Genomic DNA, 19,424 nt, shown 5'->3' with positions numbered 1-19,424 from the left:
TTTTACGTACTGCTTCGGCGCACAGCCAAGAGCATGATAAAAGATAGGATCACAATACAAATCGTCCAAGCCCAAGCAAGCTCCATTCGTCCAGAATCAATTGCCACATAGATAGCGGTTGGGAGTGTTTGCGTTTTTCCTGGGATGTTGCCCGCAAACATTAAGGTCGCCCCGAATTCTCCAAGGGCTCTGGCAAAACTGAGGATGCTGCCTGACAAGAGGGAAGGCAGGGCAAGTGGTACAGTAATATAAGCAAAGACTTGGAATGAATGAGCACCATCTACTTTTGCAGCCCCTTCAATGTCTGACTCAATCGTAGAAAATCCAGCTTTTGCAGATTGATACATAAGGGGGAATGCCACAACCGTTGATGCAATTACCGCCGCCCACCATGTGAAAATGACCGGCTGGTGGAAGATCCATTCAATCACGCCTCCGATCAAGCTATGCCTTCCGAATATGACGAGCAATAAAAACCCTACAACTGTTGGCGGAAGGACAAGCGGCATCATCAAAAGCGTTTCTACGATCATTTTCCCCTTAAATGAAGTTCGCGCCATCCAATAGCCAATCATTGTACCAAAAACTGTTGCCAGCAGCCCGCTCACAATGGCAACTTGCACAGACAGCCAGATGGGAGATAGGAATTCTTCAGTGAGCATGGGCATTATGTTACTTGAAAGCCGTACTTTTTAAAAATGGATTTGGCTGCTTTTGATTGTAGAAATTGAAAAAAGGACTTGGCTTCTTCTAAATGTTCTGTCCCTTTTACGATCCCTACTGGGTAAATGATCGGGGAATGCATGTCCTGATTGGCTTCAGCTGCAATCTTTACTTTTTTGGAAACGAGGGCATCTGTCTTATACACAACACCTGCTTCCACATTTCCTGTTTCTACGTAGCTTAAAACCTGCCGTACATCCTTGCCGTACACAGCGTTCTTTTTCACTTGATCCCAGATGTTCAGCTTTGTGAAAATCTCTTTGCCGTATGTACCAGCAGGAACGGATTCAGGTGTGCCAAGAGCAACCTTTCCTTTTATGTGCTGGACGTCTTGAAAGCTTTTAATAGAGGAAGAGTGATCTTTTGGCACAATGAGTACAAGCTCATTTTGGATAGCATCCTTGATAAAATGTTGATCGATGTCTCCAGATTTCACAAGTTCATCAAAGGGCGCTTCAGCTGCTGAGAAAAAGAGATCCGCCTTTGCCCCTTGCGCAATTTGCTGCTTTAATGCGCCGGATGACCCGAAATTATTTGTTAATGTCACATTCGGATGCTCATCATTATAAGTAGATTCAATTTCCTTTAGTGCATCCTGAAGGCTTGCCGCAGCTGAAATGACAAGCTCAGTTTTTTTGGTTGTATCCGATGACTTCATCTCTGTTTGACACCCGCTCAGGAGCAAACAGATGGCGATGAAGGCGAAGAACGCATACTTCATGTTTACACCTCTTATTATTCAATATCATCTGTATCCTTTATTATAAGCAAACTTATTTGACCATTCATAGGCTTTCAGTAAAAAGAGAAAAGAAAAAGCCGCCAGAAGGCGACTTTTAATGCTGATAAAAACGGAGCAAATTCCCATTGATCACTTTGTCTGATAAGGAAAGCTCTTTATTGGCTTTTTCGATATAAGGCTGACACACCTCATCCTGTTCAACAGGCTCTTTTGTTTTTTGATCATAGCAGGTGTTCTTTGTATAGAGATAATCATTTGTAATAAAGTTCCCGTTTCTCAAAACAGCAAAAGGCGTCCGTTCGTTTGAAAATAAGTCATTGCCAAATTGAATGGCATCCTTCGTTTCAATACCGAGTAAGTGCAGGAGTGTCGGCTTCACGTCGATTTGCCCAGCTGTTTCAGAAATTGTCTGCGGTGCTTGATCTGTGACTCCCGGAATGTAAATCAAAAAGGGAACCCGCTGCAATTTCACAGCATCAAACGGTGTGATTTCATCTTTATTGAGCAGCTCTGCCATTGCCTGATGATGTGCCTCGGAGATGCCATAGTGATCCCCCATGAGAACAAACATTGTATTGTCATACAGTCCTTCTTCTTTCATACGTTCAAAAAATGTCTTTATGGCTTCATCCTGATAGCGGACGGTCGTCACATAGCGGTTTAAAATGGCGCTGGACGAATCATATTCATCAATCAATTGATCGTTTGGATCGATTTCAAATGGAAAGTGATTGGTCAAGGTAATGAATGTGCTGTAATAAGGTGCCTTCAACTTTTTTAAATAATCAATGGATTGGTTAAAGAAGTCGATATCCTTTAAGCCCCAGCCAGTTGAATTCTGTTCATTGACTTGATACGAATCGACATCATAAAAGCGGTCAATCCCAAACGATTCATACATCACATCACGATTCCAAAACGTTTTATTATTCGCATGAAATTGGACGGATTGATAGTTCTTTTTTTTCAGCTGCTTGTATAACGTGTCGTATTCGTTGTCACTCGCTGTGAAAAAGACAGCGCCGCTGCTAGATGGATAGAGGGAATTTGCGACAATAAACTCTGAATCCGACGTTTTTCCTTGCTCAGTCTGCTGATAAAATTCATCAAAATAAAAACTCTTTTTAGCGAGTTGATTTAAAAAGGGGGTGATGTATTGTCCATTCACCTTTTGATCAACGACAAATTGCTGGGTTGATTCGAGTGAAATGAACACAACGTTCTTGCCTTTAGCAAGTCCAAAGTACTCTTCGTTTGGTGCACTGTAATCAGCCTTTGTGTAGTTAGCTACGGTTGAAAGTGTATCTTCATCTGCAAAGGCTTTTTGTCCAATTCGCGCTGTTTGGGCAGCACCGTCATACAGGTGGAACTGGAACAACCCAAGGTTTCGTACAATCACTTCTCGATCATAAGAGCTTGTCAGAAAACGAGGGTGATCCATCATGGCTGAACTGACATGAAACAATAGAAAGCTGCAGCACACGGCATAATATGTTTTGATCGTCTTGAAGGAAGCTTTTGGTGCTAAAGGTTTACGCTTTAACAGCCATGCCAGTACCACGAAATCAATGAGCATCAGTAAAAACAGCGGGTGGAACAATTCTGTCATACTGCTGCCCATATCCCCCATGTTTTTCGCTTGGAATAATACAGGGATCGTAATGAAATCAATATAAAATCCATAAAAGATCGTATTCGCTATGAGAATCGCCGTCAAAATAAAATTTGCGGTCAATAAAAAAATCTTTTGCTTCTTTTCATTTAAAAAAAGAGCAATCCCAAACAAAGGGAGCAAAAAGCTAAGTGGATTGATCAAAAGCAGCCATTCATGAAACAGATTGGCCGTTCTTATGTGAAATCCGAATTGATATATGATGTATGTTTTCATCCACATGAAGAGGATGGAATACACTAAAAACCAGTGATTTTTGAAGAACGCTTTCATTTATGTAGCTCCTCATCATTCTGTATTCAGCTGCAAGGCAAAAACACTTATCTTAAACCTACTAAAAAAATGAGGAATGATCAATTCATATCCTGTGTTTTTCGGAAAAACTCTTTTTAATTCATTAGAATGGGATGGATATGCCGCAGATGACGGCGATGTAATAGCAGGTAACGACGGTAAGAGCAGCTAGTACGACTTGTTCTCCTGTGCTGCCTGTTTTGACATAGAAGGGAAGACGCACTTTAATGGAAGCTGGAAATAAAAATTTAATCCCGTTCACTGTTCCTGCATCCAGGATGAGATGACTTGCCATCCCGACTAGTAAACCGATACTTAGGCTGTCATTTGGAATGTATGTTGTCGCTAGAAAATAAATGATCAGCAAAAATAATAAACTGTGTGTAAACGTGCGATGACCGAATACACTGCTGATCAGTGCCGAGAGCAGCGGGAATTTTCTGCCGATTTTACTTTTTGTATGGCAAAGATCAGGGATCAGGGCACCAACTGATCCAGCAGCAGCCATCGTCACTGGGTCTAATCCATAATAGTAGGCAACGGCTGTAGAGGCGGCAACTCCGCCCATGATGTGTGTTTTTCCTGTCATGATGCGTACTCCTGTTCTATCTTTAGTTCAAGTACTCACTATATCAAGGGTGGATTTATTCAGCAAGGCTTATTTCTAAAGAAAAAGAGGCCAAAATGGTTGGCTGAATGGAAAAACATTCTATAATAAGGGAGAAGTCATGTTGATACTAACGATAAGGATGCGATTCGGATGGGTAATGCAGACATTTTAAAAGAAATTGTTCTTGTACATTATGAAGTCAGCCGTAAATTAAACCGCAAGTTACTTGAGTTAGAGAAAGACATCACGCCCCCGCAGATATATGCTCTTTCTATTTTGATACAAGGCAAAGTATCACATGCCGAAGAGCTGAAGCAAAGACTCTCTTTAAACCCTGGTGCAGCCTCTATTGCACTCAATAAATTATGTGAGCAGGGTTATATTCAAAGAGAACGGGACAAGGACGATTCATCACTTGTTCGTTTAGAAGTCACGGAAAAAGGGATGGCGATTTATGAAAAGCATACACGTCTTTTCGGAAAAGTGATTCAGCATATGATGTCAGACTTCACAAAGGATGATTTAAAAACCTTTCTGTCGTACTTGCAAAAAATGAGACAGACCTTTCATGATGATTGAGCCTCTTCCCTTGTATAATGCTGAGCGCTGTAGCGCAAATTAAACAGGCAACCGCATTTTATGAAAAGGGAGGAAACAGCGATGTCATTTTTCCAAAAGGATAAAAAGGCGAAAAGTGAGAAAAACCATCAGCAGGTAGATCAGCTGTTAGAGGAAGCAAGTAAAGAGCTAGCAGGCGATCCGCTTCAGGAAGCTGTACAAAAGAAGAAAAACAATCAACAATAAGCAGGTAAAGGGCAGAGAAACCGTTCTCTGCCTTTTTTCTATGTTTTTCCCTTTGACAGATGTGAGAATGTTTGATAACCTTCGTGTAGTAAAAATGAATAGAAATCCTCACGCTATGTCTCAGTGAGGTAGAGGTTGCGCGGATGATGAGTCACTCATAGGAGAGATGGAATCGTAGATCATGAGAAAAAAGGCATCAGCGCCGAAGTGTAAAGAGAGCTCCAACTTTCTTTATGCTGGGTCTGCATTGAATAAATGCAGGACTGCCACGTCTTTGAAGCGTGGAGGGCTATCCGGAGATCAAGGTGTATGTTTTGAAAAGCATGGACTTTTGTTCAGGCTTTTTTTTATGTTCTGAGTAACAAAAATAAGGGTATGCTGTGAATAAGTAATCCATGATGAACATAAAGAATGCAAGTCATTGCTTCACAAATATATCAATGAAGATACTGCCGGGTCTGGTCCAAAGTGAATAAAACGGAGGTACGGAAATGGAACAGACAAAAAAATGGGGTTTTTGGTTATTGACGGCTTTTGTCGTCGGAAATATGGTAGGTTCAGGCATCTTTATGCTGCCAAGTACGCTTGCCCAGCACGCCAGTCCTTTAGGTGTGACGATGGCATGGCTTGTCACAGGCGGCGGTGTGCTGATGATTGCGCTTGTATTTGGGCATTTGTCCATTCATAAGCCGCAGCTGACGGCTGGACCACAAAGTTATGCAAGGGCGCTTTTTAAAGATCCGAAAAAGGGGAAAGCGGCCGGTTTTACAATGGTTTGGGGATATTGGGTGGCAAGCTGGATTAGTAATGTCGCAATTATTACAAGCCTTGCTGGTTATTTAACGACTTTTTTCCCTATTCTCACCGTGAAGACTGAAGTTTTTACCTTTGGAAAAGAAGCGGTCACACTTGGCCAGCTCATGACGTTTATCGTATGTACCCTTCTTCTATGGGGAACACATACCATTTTAATCACTAGCTTAAGTGCTGCAAGTAAATTGAATTTTATTACGACCTTTTCGAAGGTGCTTGGATTCGTCCTTTTTATTGTGGCGGGATTATTTGCATTTCAAACGGCATTATTTGAACATTATTACTTCCCAGTTGAAACAGGCGGAGAAGGAGTGCTCGGACTTGGTGGCCAAATTCATCATGCGGCTATTTCCACACTATGGGCATTTATTGGGATTGAATCAGCTGTCATTTTATCAGGAAGAGCATCCTCACAGCGTGATGTGAAACGTGCGACGATTACAGGTCTTTTAATCGCACTTTCGATCTACATGATTATCACATTGATTACAATGGGCGTTCTGCCGCATGATCAATTGCAAGGCTCTGACAAACCATTCGTGGATGTGCTTCAGCTTATTATTGGGCCAGCTGGCGGAATTGTCATGGCACTGCTGGCGATTATTTGTTTGTTTGGTTCGATGCTTGGCTGGATTTTACTTGGTTCAGAAGTACCGTATCAAGCAGCAAAGGCTGGTGATTTTCCAGCAGTATTTGCAAAAACAAACAAAAAAGGAAGCCCTGCTTTCGCTTTGACTGTTACAAATATTATGTCACAGCTGTTTATCTTCTCTGTGATGTCACGTACGATTAATGAAGCTTTTACCTTTTTAACCACATCAGCGACACTTGCGTATCTTATTCCGTATATTGTGTCTTCCATCTACAGCTTTAAGGTCATCATGCAAGGTGACACATATGAGCTTCAAAAAGGAAATCGAACAAGAGACGGTATTATTGCACTTGTTGCGATGGGATATTCAGCTTGGGTCATTATTTCAGGAACAGCCGACTTGAAAACTTTTGGTCTTGGAATCGGTTTATTCTTAGTGGGTATTTTGCTTTATCCACTTATGTCAAAAGGATTTGCCAAAGAAACGGTATAAGATTAGGATAAGGAAGACGTTTCTCCATCTCTGGAGAAACGTTCAGCGTGTAGACAAACCCTCGCATTCGTTGTCAGGTCTGCGCTCCGGTGCTCACGAATGTTTCAATTCGCTCCGCTCCGGTACTCGCCCTTCCTAGACTGCAAAGGTTTTCTATCACGCTGAAAAGAAGACAAAGGGCTAAAATAAAGCTCATTTTATCCCTTTGTCAATAATTTGGACGTTTCTCCATCTCTGGAGAAACGTTTTTTTATGATGCAGATGTCAATCGGTCCACAATAAACTCTAGCTGACCTTCTAGTGACACTGGGTCATTAAAGAAGTAACCGACGGGATCTATTTCAAATACACGTTTATTTTTGACGGCAGGAAGTGATGTCCAAATGCTGCTTTGATACACTTGGTCACCATTACTTTTTGAGCCGCTCCATGGACCTGTGAAAATATAGTCACCTGCGAATTCTGGCAGCTTCTCAAGAGAAATGTTTGCATAGCCGACTCCGCTGTCGATCGCTTCTTTTTTGACGGCCTTCGGTGCTTTTAATTTCAGCTCGTCATATATGATTTCGCCCCCGCGGCCAAAGGTGTTTCCAAAAATATAAATACCTTTATCAAATGGCGATACGATCGAAACCGTTTTGCTGCCGACCGCTTTTGTTACCTTTGGTTTCACCTCAGCAATTTTGGTATCCCATTTCGTGATCCATTCTGTTGCTTTTTTTGGTGTATCTGTCATTTTACCGAATTCTTTTAGCTGGTCTTTGAAGGAATATTGGTTGTATTTAACCGCTACAGTTGGGGCGATTTTTTTGTATTGATCAAACTTCTCGTCTTCTCCCCATGCAATAATCATATCTGGCTTCAAAGCGGCTACCTTTTCGACTGATGGGGTCCTTCCGAGATTTTCCACTCCATCTGTTTTCCCTTTATAAAAAGGGTTTTTAAAGATGGGTGATGTTGTAGCAACCGGCGTCTTGCCGAGCGTGACGAGGTCCCCGTAATAGCTTTCTGCAAGAAGCACTATTCGTTTCGGATTTTTCGGTAGCTTCACTTCACCTTTGGCATCCTGATAGGTGATCATGTCATTCTTTTTCGCTGCAGATTGTTTATTTGAAGTGCTGCCGCAAGCGGCTGTAAAGATCATAAGGATGGATAAAGAAATCAAAAGAAATCCAGTTCGTTTTTTCACAAAAGTTCTCTCCTATTCACTTTCCTCTGATAATGATTCTCATTTTCAATTTTATCGTAACATGATAGGAACAAAAATGCATCGGCTAATTTAGAACCAAAAGAAAAATGATGAAATTCTCACAGTTTTTTGCCGAAAATAAAGAAATTTATCAGAACAGTGATTTCAAAAAGAAAAGAAAGTGATATACTAGACTTCGAGATTGATAATCATTATCACTAATACAGAATAGACATGAACGGAAAGGAAGAGACTGGTTTTGGGCTCACAATCGAATAAACAGCTGCCAGCCAGCGATGATACGATCGATATTGTCACGAAGCCTTTTGGAACAGCAGCTGTTATCATCATAGGAATGATCGCTTTAGCATTTGGTCTTTTTTTATCAGTATCATTAGGAGCGGCAAACATTCATCTACAGACTGTATGGGAAGCCGTTTTTCATTTTGATCCACATCAAACTTCACATCAAATCATTCGGGAATTGAGGCTGCCGCGTACAGTTGGAGCTGCCCTCGTCGGTGCCTTTTTAGCCGTATCAGGTGCCATTATGCAAGGAATGACAAGAAACGCGCTTGCATCACCTGAGATTATGGGTGTGACAAATGGCTCCGCATTTGCGATTGCCATTGCATTAGCATTTTTCCCTGGCCAATCTTCTTTTACATTAATTCTTTGGTCATTTGTTGGAGCCGCACTCGGTGCCTCTATTGTATTTGGTGTCGGTACTATGTCAAAAGGGGGGCTGACTCCTGTAAAGCTCGCACTAGCTGGTACAGCGGTTGGAGCACTTTTGAGCTCCATCTCCTCAGCCATTGCCATCCGTTTTGACGTCGCTCAAGATATGAGCTTTTGGTATGCTGGCGGAGTAGCAGGTGTGAATTGGAGTAACATTCATATCATCATTCCAGTTGCCATTGCAGGACTAATCATTGCAATGATCCTTGCCCGTTCGATCACGGTTTTGAGCTTAGGTGAAGAACTGGCGAAAGGACTTGGACAATATACAAAAACGGTCAAGGTGCTTGGTATATTGGTTGTTATTCTTTTAACGGGTGCTGCCGTGTCGGTAGCAGGCTCTATTGGTTTTATTGGGCTTGTGATCCCTCATGTCACTCGATTCTTGGTTGGAGTGGACTATCGCTGGATTATCCCATGCTCCGCTATTTTAGGAGCCACTTTGTTAATTTATGCAGACATTGCTGCAAGGCTGGTCAACGCTCCGTTTGAAACGCCAGTCGGTGCCATTACTGCGATTATAGGCGTTCCTTTCTTCTTATACTTAGCTAGACGTGAAAGGAGCGGGATTTAAATGGAAATGGTGCAGCAAGCAAAGAAAAAGAAATATCAACGAACGATGCTCATGATCTTTTTCGCGATCGTAGCTGTGTTTCTCATTAGTTTAAATACCGGAGAAATTCGAATCTCTCCGATGGATACATTGAAAACACTTTTTGGATTCGGAAGTGAAATGGATGAACTCGTATTATTCGAGTTCAGGCTTCCAAGAATGGTCATCGCTTTACTTGTCGGCGCTTCTATCGCTGTATCAGGAGCGATTTGGCAAGGTGTTTCTCAAAATGGTTTAGCTGACCCAGGTATTCTCGGTGTCAATGCCGGTGCTGGTTTTGCCGTTGTGCTATTTATCTTTGCATTTCAAGGCACGATGACAAATTTAGGTGATTTTACGATTTTTGTACTGCCGCTTTTCGCGTTCGTAGGTGCAGGCTTTGCTGCATTTCTCATCTATGTGTTAGCGTGGAAAAAAGGCATCACACCTGTTCGATTGATTTTAACTGGTATTGGTGTGAATGCTGCGTTTTCAGCAGCAATTGTGGTCATCCAGTTGAAAATGAGCCCAAATGATTTTAACCAAGCCATCGTGTGGTTATCTGGAAGCATTTATGGCTCGAGCTGGACGTACGTCTTATCTGTTCTGCCATGGATGCTGATTTTCCTTATATTAGCGCTTGTCAGATCACGCTACTTAAACATTATGAATTTAGGTGATCAGCTGTCCTATGGATTGGGCATTTCTGTTCATAAAGAAAGAAGCCTTCTCATGCTGATTGCCGTTGCATTAGCAGGTGCGAGTGTTGCTGTTGCAGGAAGTATCTCTTTCCTAGGATTAGCCGCACCGCACTTGGCTAGAAAGCTTGTTGGGCCAAAGCATCAAGGAATGATACCGGCCTCCGCGCTGATTGGCGCGCTGTTATTATTACTGGCAGATACAATTGGCCGCGTCATCCTTGCACCATCAGAAGTGCCAGTTGGCCTTGTCGTTTCTGCTTTAGGTGCACCTTACTTCATTTACTTATTGATGAAATCGAACTAATGAGGAAGGAGAGACAACATATGAAATCACTCGAAACAGAAAAGCTTTGTATCGGTTATCAAGACCGTTTGATTGTAGAAGATTTGAATGTCAGTATCCCAAAAGGCAAGGTGACAACACTGATTGGACCGAATGGCTGCGGGAAATCAACCATTTTAAAAACGATGTCTCGTATTATGAAATCCAATCGAGGAGCTGTTTACTTAAATGGCAAGGCTATCCATGAGACGCCGACAAAAGAAATTTCAAAACAAATGGCGATCTTACCGCAAACGCCCGAAGCACCAAGTGGATTGACAGTGTATGAGCTCGTGTCATATGGACGTTTCCCGCATCAAAATGGGTTTGGTCGCTTATCAAATGAAGATAAACGAATCATTAGGTGGGCACTTGAGGAAACGGGAATGATTGCTTTTCATGATCGGCCAATTGAAGCACTTTCCGGCGGACAGCGTCAGCGTGTATGGATTGCGATGGCACTTGCCCAAGAAACAGAGCTGCTCCTATTAGATGAACCTACGACGTATTTGGATCTTGCACATCAGCTCGAGATTCTTCAGCTGTTAGAACGCTTAAATAGGGAGCAGGGCCGAACTGTGTTGATGGTCATCCATGATTTGAATCATGCGGCGCGTTTTTCACATTACATGATTGCCCTCAATCAAGGGAAAGTCATAAAAGATGGTACGCCTCATGAGGTCATGACCAAAGATGTACTCAGTCGGGTATTCCATATTGATGCAGAAATTGTGCTTGATCCTAGAACGAATAAGCCGATCTGTTTAACATATGACTTAATGAATCATGAACGAAAGCTAGAAGCTGTGAATGGATAATAGATGTATAGGAACCCGGTGCAGCTGCCGGGTTTTTTTGCATGTTTAAAACTTCCTAGTCCCGCCATTTTCTCCAGTTGATATTTTTTCGCTTTTATGCAGAAAAGAGGTACTTTTTTACTTTAGACAATGGTAATATACGGTTAGAGATCATGCTAGAAAGGAAAGAGATGCGTGGAAACAGCAAAAATATTGATTGCAGATGACGAAGAAGCAATTGTGAAAATGGTTGAACGCGTATTAAAAAAAGAAGGATTCAAGCATATTTATAAAGCCTACCATGCAGATGAAGCATTAGATATTGTCAAAAACGAGGACATCCACCTCTTACTTCTAGATGTAATGATGCCCGGTAAGTCTGGCTTTGACGTTCTGCCTGAAATCAGAAAGTTAACGAAAGTGCCTATTTTCTATTTAACTGCAAGAACGTCTGATGTCGATAAACTGACGGGCTTTGCACAGGGGGCAGATGATTACATCACGAAGCCATTTAACCCGCTTGAGCTAGTGGCTAGAATTAAGGCTCACCTAAATCGAACATATATCTCCTTACAGGAGGAGCAAGAAGACACTCAAAGCCAATATCATTATGCCCATTTCTCCTATCATCCTCATGCAGCCGAATTGAAAGTAAGAGGAGAGGTGACGGCATGTTCTGCTCAGCTTCTTTCTTTGCTGAAGTACTTTTGTGACCATCCGAATGTGGTACTCTCAAAAGATCAAATCTATGAGAAAGTATGGGGCGTCCCATCATATGGTGATAACAACACTGTCATGGTTCATATTCGAAAGCTGAGAGAAAAGATTGAATTAGATCCGAGTCAGCCAGAATATATTGTGACGATCCGTGGTATGGGATATAAATTTATACCGCACCCTGCAAAGGTCCTTCAATAATTTATGAATTTACGAGCAAAACTTTTCTTTCACTTTGTCGGACAAATGTTTATTGTGATTGCCATTCTGACGATCGGCAATACGTTCTCTGAGAACTTATATTTAAATAAATACTATGAGAACATGACCGAAACTGGTTTAACAAAAGCTGATGGAGATACACTCATGAGCTGGCTTTATTTTAACGAGGATGGAAAAATGGAAGCCGACGATCAGCTCAAGCAAGCAGTAAAAAAAAGAGACGGCTGGCTGCAAGTGATTGATTCAAAGAAGAATACCGTTTATAGCTATCACCGTCCTAAATCAATTCCAACGTCTTATCAAAAGGATGAAATGATCAAGATCTTTGAAAAAAGACAATTTAAAGATTACAAGATGTACTTCTGGCCAATTGAGATTGATCAAGAAAGTTTTACTGTGTTATATGGGTTCAAAACGAACAGCACAAAGGTAGCCAATTATCTGAAACAGCATGAGAAAAATTTGGCTGCATTATCTCAATATTCGGCTGAAACGAAAGAATTCTTGAAGAGAATGAATGGATCAGTTCATTTGTTCAATGACGAAGGAAAATATTTAAAAGGCATTCGAGCCAACACCGATTTGAAACATAACGTAACAGATGTTGAACTGCTCAAGTATCAATCGAAGCCTTGGGAGTTTAGAAGTGATCTGTCTTATATGAAAGTGAATAAAAACCTGTATATTATTGTTTCGGTACCAAATAAAGTATACAGCCCGGACGAGCTTTATGATAAAGAGAGAGACGCTTTAAATCAATATACAACCATCTTAATTGCAGGTCTTGCACTCACTATTATTATTGTCATGACATTATGGTATTCGTATCGTTATGGGCTGCCAATTTATCACATTATTCGCTGGCTGATTTTCTTATCAAAAAATAAATTGCAGGAACCAACAAATAGAAAGGGAATTCCAGTCAGCAAAAATAAAAAAGGCCGTATTAAGCGGGAATACCGATTATTTGAGGATATCCTAAAAACAATGGATCAGCTCACGCTTACATTAAAAGAGAATGAAGCAAACCGAAGAAAAATTCAAACCACAAGGGAAGAATGGATTGCAGGATTGTCTCATGATTTGAAAACGCCTCTAAGTACGATTTATGGCTATGGACTCATGCTTGAATCCGATCAATATCAATGGTCCAAAGAAGAAGTCATGGAAATGGGACAGGTGATTCGTGAGAAATCAGAATACATGTCGACACTGATTGAGGATTTAAATCTCACGTACCGATTGAAGAATGGTGCCCTGCCTATTAATCGGAAACCGGTTGAACTCAGTGAATTTTTAACTTCCATTATGGACGAGTTTTCAAGAAGCTCCTCATCTGAGGATTATCCATCCTCCTTTGAAGATCAAACAGATGGTGTCATATTTGAGATCGATAAAGCTTGGTTCAGACGAGTGATTGAGAACCTGCTGGCGAATGCAGTGAAGCATAACGAAAAAGGCACACATATTACAGCTGTTTTATCTGAAACAGATGAAGAAGTTCGAATCGAAATGAAAGACAATGGCCGCGGAATGGCACAGGAAACGGTGGATCACCTGTTTAACCGCTATTACAGAGGGACAAATACAAACGATCCAACGAACGGAACAGGTCTCGGGCTTGCGATAGCAAAAGAGCTCGTCTTGCTGCATGACGGTGATATTCAAGTTGAAAGTGAACTAGGCACTGGAACAACTATTGCGATTATCCTAAAAAAATCATCACCTGTAAAATAGCCAAAAAACGATTTTCTTTTCTAAAGGAGATCGTTTTTTCCTGTTTTAGGATTGAAATCAATTTTGTAAACGATTACAATAAAATTGTTAACGTGAACAAATTATTTTTATCTATAAGAGAGATGGGGGAGTTTGATGAAAGCTTTTTTAGATGATCAGTTTTTACTCAACAGTCAAACGGCGGAACAGCTATACCATGAATTTGCAAAGGACCTTCCAATTATAGATTACCATTGTCATTTAAGCCCCAAAGAAATCTATGAAAATAAAACCTTTCATAATATCACCGAAGCATGGCTTTACGGAGATCATTACAAATGGCGTGCCATGAGAGCAAATGGCATACCCGAATCGCACGTCACAGGGGATGCCTCAGACTATGAGAAATTTCTGGCGTGGGCGAAGACCGTTCCCATGACCATTGGAAACCCGCTCTATCACTGGACTCATTTAGAGCTGAGACGATATTTTGGAGTTGAAGAACTTTTAAACGAAAAAACCGCAAACATCATCTGGCAAAAAGTAAATGAAAAGCTGCAAGGAGAGGGTTTTGGTGCAAGAGACTTCATTGTGAAATCGAACGTTGAAACAGTCGTGACAACAGATGATCCAGTCGATTCGCTTTGCTATCATCAAAAACTGCGGGAAGAAGGATTCACTGTGCAAGTACTGCCCGGATTTCGGCCTGATAAGGCACTCGATATAACGAATCACCTATTTACATCGTATGTTCACGAACTGGCAAAGGCTTCATCTACTCCAATCCAATCCTATCAAGACTTTTTGAAAGCACTCCTCGCAAGAATTGATTTTTTCCATGAACAGGGCTGCCTGATCTCAGATCATGCCATTAACGAAATGACGTTTGAAGAAACGACGGAAGAAGAAGTGGAAGCCATCTTTCATAAAAAAATGTCGGGGCATTCATTGACGGAAAAAGAGAAGGTTAAATTTAAAACACAAACATTCATTAAGCTTGGTCAGGCTTACTATGAGCGGGGCTGGGCGATGCAGCTTCATATCAATGCGCTTAGGAACAACAATACGAAAATGTTTGAGCGGCTTGGGCCAGATACAGGGTATGATGCGATGAATGATGAAGACATTGCCAAGCCGCTTTGCAGAATATTAGACCGTTTAGATCAAGAACAGGCACTGCCAAAAACCATTCTCTATTCCTTGAATCCTCGGGACAATGTTGTGATTTCCACATTGGCTGGAAGCTTTCAAGACGGAACGACACCTGGGAAGATCCAGCACGGCACAGCTTGGTGGTTTAATGATACGAAACAAGGGATGACAGAGCAGATGATGGCTCTATCCAGTATTGGGCTGATCAGCCGTTTCATTGGGATGCTGACAGATTCACGAAGCTTTTTGTCGTATACAAGGCATGAATATTTTCGAAGACTGCTTTGCGATATCATTGGAGATTGGGTAGAAAAAGGAGAAGCCCCTTATGATCTTGAGCTGTTAGGGGGAATCGTGAAAAGAATCAGCTATGAAAATGCCAGGCAGTATTTCAAATTTGACCGGGCAAATCAGCTCAAGCACCACCCAAACAAAATGACATGAAGAAAATGAAAGCGGTTTTATGATAAGATGGTAAAAAATCATAAAAGGCGGAATAGCATGACAGTCACAATTAAAGACATAGCAAAATTGGCAAACGTCTCTCATACCACGGTATCAAGGGCTTTGAATAACAGTCCTTTTATTAAAGAGAAGACAAAACAAAAGATTTTGTCGATTGCAAAACAGCTGAATTATTCACCGAATGTCCATGCGAGAGGCCTAGTATCACAAAAATCATTTACAATTGGTCTGTTTTTTACAAGTTTAACAGAAGGCACATCTTCAAGCTTCTTTGTGGATGCGTTAAAAGGTGTCAACAGCGTCATGACAGAGTATTATAATCTCTTTGTAAGAGGAATTGACGACTTTCACGATTACACAACCATTCATAAACAACGCTACGATGGCATTTTGCTCATGAGTCAAAGCGAACACGATGAAGCATTTATCCATCATGTGAAGAAACAGGGCATTCCCATCATTGTGCTGAATCGCCGTGTAGAAAGTCATGAGGTCATGAATATATTAGCAGATGATAGTCAAGGAGCTTACCAGGCTGCACACCATTTCATTCAGCAAGGTCATGAACAAATCGCCATCATTGAAGGGAAAGAAGGCTTTAAATCAACTCAGGAAAGAAAAGCTGGTTTCCTGCAAGCGTTAATTGATCACCAAATACCTATGAAGAAAGAATATATGATGAAAGGCGATTATCATATGAAAAGCGGCTATGAATCAATGGAATCGCTGCTGGCCCTCGATGATCCGCCAACAGCGCTCTTTTGCTCAAACGATGACATGGCGATTGGTGCAATGAATGCTTTATTTGCAAAAGGCAAAACGTGTCCAGGTGATATTTCTATTATTGGTTTTGATGATATTGCTTTTTCGTCCTATACCACACCTGCATTGACAACGGTGAAAAAACCGATTGAAAAAATGTGTGCACTTGGAGCAGAAGCTATCCTTTCAGTAATAAACGGTGAAGAGCAAGAAGAGGATCATATGGAGAAAGTGTATGTCCACACAGAACTGATGATCAGAGATTCAGTTAAAAAGGTGCAGTAATCAGCACCTTCTTAGAAAAAATGTTCACGTGTGCATAATACTTGGAGAGGGGAATCCATTTGAAACGATTATCAAAAGCCATATACCCGGCGGCTGAGTATCCGGAAACGATTTTGCAGATTGGCGAAGGAAATTTTATGCGAGGATTTATCAATTGGCACATCCAGAAGCTGAACGACTGCACAGATTTTAAAGGAAGAGCGGTTGTTGTTCCTCCACGAAAAGGATCGGTAGCAGCCTTAAATGAACAAGATGGCTTGTACACATTATGTATTCAGGGATATCATGACCAGCAAGAAATGAATGAACGTATGATCATCCAATCGATTAGCAGAGGAATTAGTACGTATACGGATTACGAGGAGTTTTTACACGTAGCGGAAAACCCGAATCTTCGCTATGTCTTCTCAAATACGACAGAGGCAGGACTTGTGTTCAGAAAAGAGGATCGTTTGGAGGATCGGCCGCAAGCCAGTTTTCCAGGAAAGCTGACAGCGTTCTTGTATCACCGGTTTAAAGCATTTGCTGGAGATGAGCAGAAAGGACTGATCATTCTGCCTTGTGAATTGGTTGAACAAAATGGTGATCGATTGAAGGAATATGTGATCAGTATGGCAGCTGAGTGGGAACTGCCGTCTGCGTTTATTACATGGATTAAGGAAGCCAATACGTTTTGTAATACACTTGTGGACCGGATTGTCCCTGGATTCTCTAAGGAAGCGGCTGAAATTGTACAAAAGGAGGAAGGGTATATCGACGAATTGCTTGTCACGGCAGAATATTATCATCTTTTTGTCATTGAAGCGCCTGCTTTTGTGCAAAAGGAGCTCCCCTTTCAAGAAGCAGGATTAAATGTACTTTTTGTAGAGGATATTGCGCCTTATCGTATGAGCAAGGTACGAATTTTAAATGGTGCACATACGGCAATGGTGCCGATTGCCTATTCATGCGGTTTAGAAACTGTAAAAGAAGCTGTGGATGATGAGCATGTTGGTCCGTTCGTCAGGTGTATGCTGGAGGAGGAAGTACTTCCAGGGCTTGAACTCCCTGAAGATGAGCTTCTTCTTTATACACAATCCGTTTGGGATCGTTTTTGCAATCCATTTGTAAAGCATCAATTGCTGGATATTGCGCTGAATGGGATATCCAAATTCCGAACCCGTAATCTTCCGTCATTGCTTGATTATGTTGAACGAAAGAAACAGCTACCAATGAAACTTGTGTTTTCACTTAGCAGTCTCATTTATTTCTACAGAGCACATGCGGGAAGGGTAAAGGATGATGAAACTGTGCTAACGCTCATGAAGGAAGCATGGGAAAGGGAAAACCCTTCTAATGAAGGAGTTGCAGCGAAAATTCTTTCATGCGAGTCATTATGGGGTAGAGATTTAACGGATATAAATGGATTGAGTCAAGCTGTAGCTGATCAGCTTACCCTCATACAGACGCATGGGATGAGAGCGGCTGTTCATCGAATGATGCCTAATCAATATGAAAGTCAGGGGGAGAAAGCATGAAAGACTTTATTGTCATCCACCCTTCAGATAATGTCGGTATTGCTTTAAAAGGACTTGAGCAAGGGGAGGAGCTGCAGCATCAAGGACATACGATTATCTTAAAAGAGACCGTCGCCAAAGGTCATAAGTTTGCATTGGCTGAAATCAAGCAAAGAGAGAATATTATCAAATATGGCTATCCCATTGGTCATGCAGTGACTGCCATTTCTGCTGGAGAATGGGTGCATACGCATAATATCAAAACCAATCTATCTGGCAAGCTAGAATACGAATACCAGCCTTCATTATCAGAAAACCCTTATGAAAAAACGAATCTTACATTTAAAGGATATAAACGAAAAAATGGCGGAAGCGGAATCCGCAATGAGCTTTGGATTGTTCCTACCGTTGGATGCGTGAATGGCATCGCCGATCAAATGATCCAAATATTTACCGCTGAAATGGGTGGAAACATCCATCCTTTTGAAACAGCCCTTGTATTAAAGCACAATTATGGCTGCTCACAGCTTGGGGACGATCATGAGAACACCAAAACCATTTTACAAAATGCGGTGAAGCATCCTAACGCTGGAGGAGTACTCGTTCTTGGACTTGGGTGTGAAAACAATGACATTGAGGATTTTCAGTCCACATTAGGTGAATATGACCATACGAGAGTGAAATTTTTAAGAAGCCAAGAAGTAGGAGATGAGATTGAGACGGGAGTCGCATTACTCAAGGAAATTTATGATGCCGCGAAAGAAGATCATCGTGAAGATATTCCGTTATCTGAGCTGAAAATCGGTTTGAAGTGCGGAGGATCAGATGGATTCTCTGGTATTACCGCAAATCCGCTTTTGGGCAGACTGTCCGATTTTATTGTTGCTCAAGGTGGCACGACAGTGTTAACAGAAGTGCCAGAAATGTTTGGTGCTGAAACGATTTTAATGGAGAGAGCGGAATCAGAAAAGACTTTCGACAATATTGTGCAAATGATCAATGACTTTAAACAATACTTCATGGATCATCGACAGCCGGTATATGAAAATCCTTCCCCGGGAAATAAAGCAGGTGGAATTTCGACATTAGAGGATAAATCTCTTGGCTGTACACAAAAAGCAGGTACTTCTGAAATTAAAGATGTATTGAAATATGGAGAGCTGCTGAAACAAAAGGGATTGAACCTATTAAGTGCACCTGGTAATGATTTGGTTGCTTCATCTGCACTGGCTGCTTCCGGTTGTCAAATGGTCCTGTTTACAACAGGCAGGGGGACACCCTTTGGTACGTTTGTACCAACAATGAAAATCTCGACCAACACAGCCTTATATGAAACAAAAAAGCACTGGATTGACTTTAATGCTGGAGAACTGCTTGAAGATGTACCGGAAGATGTTGTATTAGAAAAATTCATTTCAACTGTCATTGATGTGGCGAGCGGGAAGCTGTTAAATCATGAAAAAAACAATTTTAGAGAGCTGGCTATTTTCAAAACAGGTGTCACACTTTAAGTCGACTGGGGGATGA

17 protein-coding genes and 1 riboswitch are annotated in these 19,424 nt (G+C 41.4%); of the genes, 12 read left to right on the top strand and 5 right to left on the bottom strand.

The annotated features are described in order from the left end of the window. Positions 1-2: 2 nt before the first annotated feature. The 4 genes from modB to MHI08_RS15265 form a co-directional block, all read right to left on the bottom strand. Positions 3-668 carry a molybdate ABC transporter permease subunit gene (gene modB / locus MHI08_RS15280; RefSeq protein ID WP_151039899.1) on the bottom strand — a complete coding sequence of 222 codons (666 nt, stop codon included), beginning with the start codon at positions 666-668 and terminating at the stop codon, positions 3-5. Then, the gene (modA, locus tag MHI08_RS15275) at positions 668-1,444 is read right to left on the bottom strand and encodes a molybdate ABC transporter substrate-binding protein (protein ID WP_041115683.1); all 777 of its coding nucleotides are present in this window, start codon (positions 1,442-1,444) and stop codon (positions 668-670) included. Before modA ends, modB begins: the two co-directional genes overlap by 1 nt. Positions 1,445-1,559: 115 nt before the next feature. Next, a complete protein-coding gene (locus tag MHI08_RS15270) occupies positions 1,560-3,410 on the bottom strand; it encodes an LTA synthase family protein (protein WP_151862892.1) in 1,851 nt (616 codons plus the stop codon). A 124-nt stretch (positions 3,411-3,534) separates the two neighbouring features. Beyond that, entirely contained in the window at positions 3,535-4,020 is a 486-nt protein-coding gene (locus tag MHI08_RS15265; RefSeq protein WP_024423456.1) for a metal-dependent hydrolase, read from the bottom strand. A 171-nt stretch (positions 4,021-4,191) separates the two neighbouring features. Between MHI08_RS15265 and MHI08_RS15260 the strand changes: the two genes are divergently transcribed. The 3 genes from MHI08_RS15260 (at position 4,192) to MHI08_RS15250 (ending at position 6,743) form a co-directional block, all read left to right on the top strand. Continuing rightward, the gene (locus MHI08_RS15260; RefSeq protein WP_024423455.1) at positions 4,192-4,620 is read left to right on the top strand and encodes a MarR family transcriptional regulator; all 429 of its coding nucleotides are present in this window, start codon (positions 4,192-4,194) and stop codon (positions 4,618-4,620) included. Positions 4,621-4,701: 81 nt separating this feature from the next. Next, positions 4,702-4,845: a small acid-soluble spore protein SspJ gene (gene sspJ / locus MHI08_RS15255; RefSeq protein ID WP_024423454.1), complete on the top strand. Its 144-nt coding sequence runs from the start codon at positions 4,702-4,704 to the stop codon at positions 4,843-4,845. A 121-nt stretch (positions 4,846-4,966) separates the two neighbouring features. Next, a riboswitch (Lysine riboswitch) is annotated at positions 4,967-5,145 on the top strand. A gap of 191 nt (positions 5,146-5,336) precedes the next feature. After that, a complete protein-coding gene (locus tag MHI08_RS15250; protein WP_041107769.1) occupies positions 5,337-6,743 on the top strand; it encodes an amino acid permease in 1,407 nt (468 codons plus the stop codon). Between the two features lie 250 nt (positions 6,744-6,993). On the opposite strand, the gene MHI08_RS15245 is transcribed toward MHI08_RS15250, so the two are convergent. After that, entirely contained in the window at positions 6,994-7,932 is a 939-nt protein-coding gene (locus MHI08_RS15245) for an iron-hydroxamate ABC transporter substrate-binding protein (protein WP_025094112.1), read from the bottom strand. Between the two features lie 259 nt (positions 7,933-8,191). Here MHI08_RS15245 and MHI08_RS15240 point away from each other — a divergent pair, with 259 nt between their 5' ends. The 9 genes from MHI08_RS15240 (at position 8,192) to MHI08_RS15200 (ending at position 19,408) form a co-directional block, all read left to right on the top strand. Further along, positions 8,192-9,244: an iron ABC transporter permease gene (locus MHI08_RS15240; protein ID WP_024423451.1), complete on the top strand. Its 1,053-nt coding sequence runs from the start codon at positions 8,192-8,194 to the stop codon at positions 9,242-9,244. After that, positions 9,245-10,267 (top strand): iron ABC transporter permease, encoded by a 1,023-nt coding sequence (locus MHI08_RS15235; protein WP_048237425.1) that lies wholly within the window; start codon positions 9,245-9,247, stop codon positions 10,265-10,267. A 20-nt stretch (positions 10,268-10,287) separates the two neighbouring features. Then, positions 10,288-11,103, top strand: coding sequence for an ABC transporter ATP-binding protein (locus MHI08_RS15230; RefSeq protein WP_024423449.1), 816 nt, complete (start codon positions 10,288-10,290; stop codon positions 11,101-11,103). 174 nt (positions 11,104-11,277) lie between these two features. After that, positions 11,278-12,000 carry a response regulator transcription factor gene (locus MHI08_RS15225; protein ID WP_024423448.1) on the top strand — a complete coding sequence of 241 codons (723 nt, stop codon included), beginning with the start codon at positions 11,278-11,280 and terminating at the stop codon, positions 11,998-12,000. Positions 12,001-12,003: 3 nt separating this feature from the next. Further along, positions 12,004-13,758 carry a HAMP domain-containing sensor histidine kinase gene (locus tag MHI08_RS15220; RefSeq protein WP_056765804.1) on the top strand — a complete coding sequence of 585 codons (1,755 nt, stop codon included), beginning with the start codon at positions 12,004-12,006 and terminating at the stop codon, positions 13,756-13,758. Positions 13,759-13,893: 135 nt separating this feature from the next. Continuing rightward, positions 13,894-15,333 carry a glucuronate isomerase gene (uxaC, locus tag MHI08_RS15215; RefSeq protein WP_056765806.1) on the top strand — a complete coding sequence of 480 codons (1,440 nt, stop codon included), beginning with the start codon at positions 13,894-13,896 and terminating at the stop codon, positions 15,331-15,333. A 57-nt stretch (positions 15,334-15,390) separates the two neighbouring features. Beyond that, positions 15,391-16,401 (top strand): LacI family DNA-binding transcriptional regulator, encoded by a 1,011-nt coding sequence (locus MHI08_RS15210; protein ID WP_034280892.1) that lies wholly within the window; start codon positions 15,391-15,393, stop codon positions 16,399-16,401. 59 nt (positions 16,402-16,460) lie between these two features. Further along, positions 16,461-17,918 (top strand): tagaturonate reductase, encoded by a 1,458-nt coding sequence (locus MHI08_RS15205; protein ID WP_056765807.1) that lies wholly within the window; start codon positions 16,461-16,463, stop codon positions 17,916-17,918. Continuing rightward, the gene (locus MHI08_RS15200) at positions 17,915-19,408 is read left to right on the top strand and encodes an altronate dehydratase family protein (RefSeq protein WP_056765808.1); all 1,494 of its coding nucleotides are present in this window, start codon (positions 17,915-17,917) and stop codon (positions 19,406-19,408) included. The genes MHI08_RS15205 and MHI08_RS15200 overlap by 4 nt, the downstream gene beginning before the upstream one ends. Positions 19,409-19,424 lie beyond the last annotated feature (16 nt).

This window comes from Bacillus sp. FSL M7-0791 (assembly GCF_038627085.1).
GTDB lineage: Bacteria > Bacillota > Bacilli > Bacillales > Bacillaceae > Bacillus > Bacillus safensis.
Note: the sequence above shows the minus strand (reverse complement) of the source record. Positions and strands in the feature narration are given on the sequence as shown.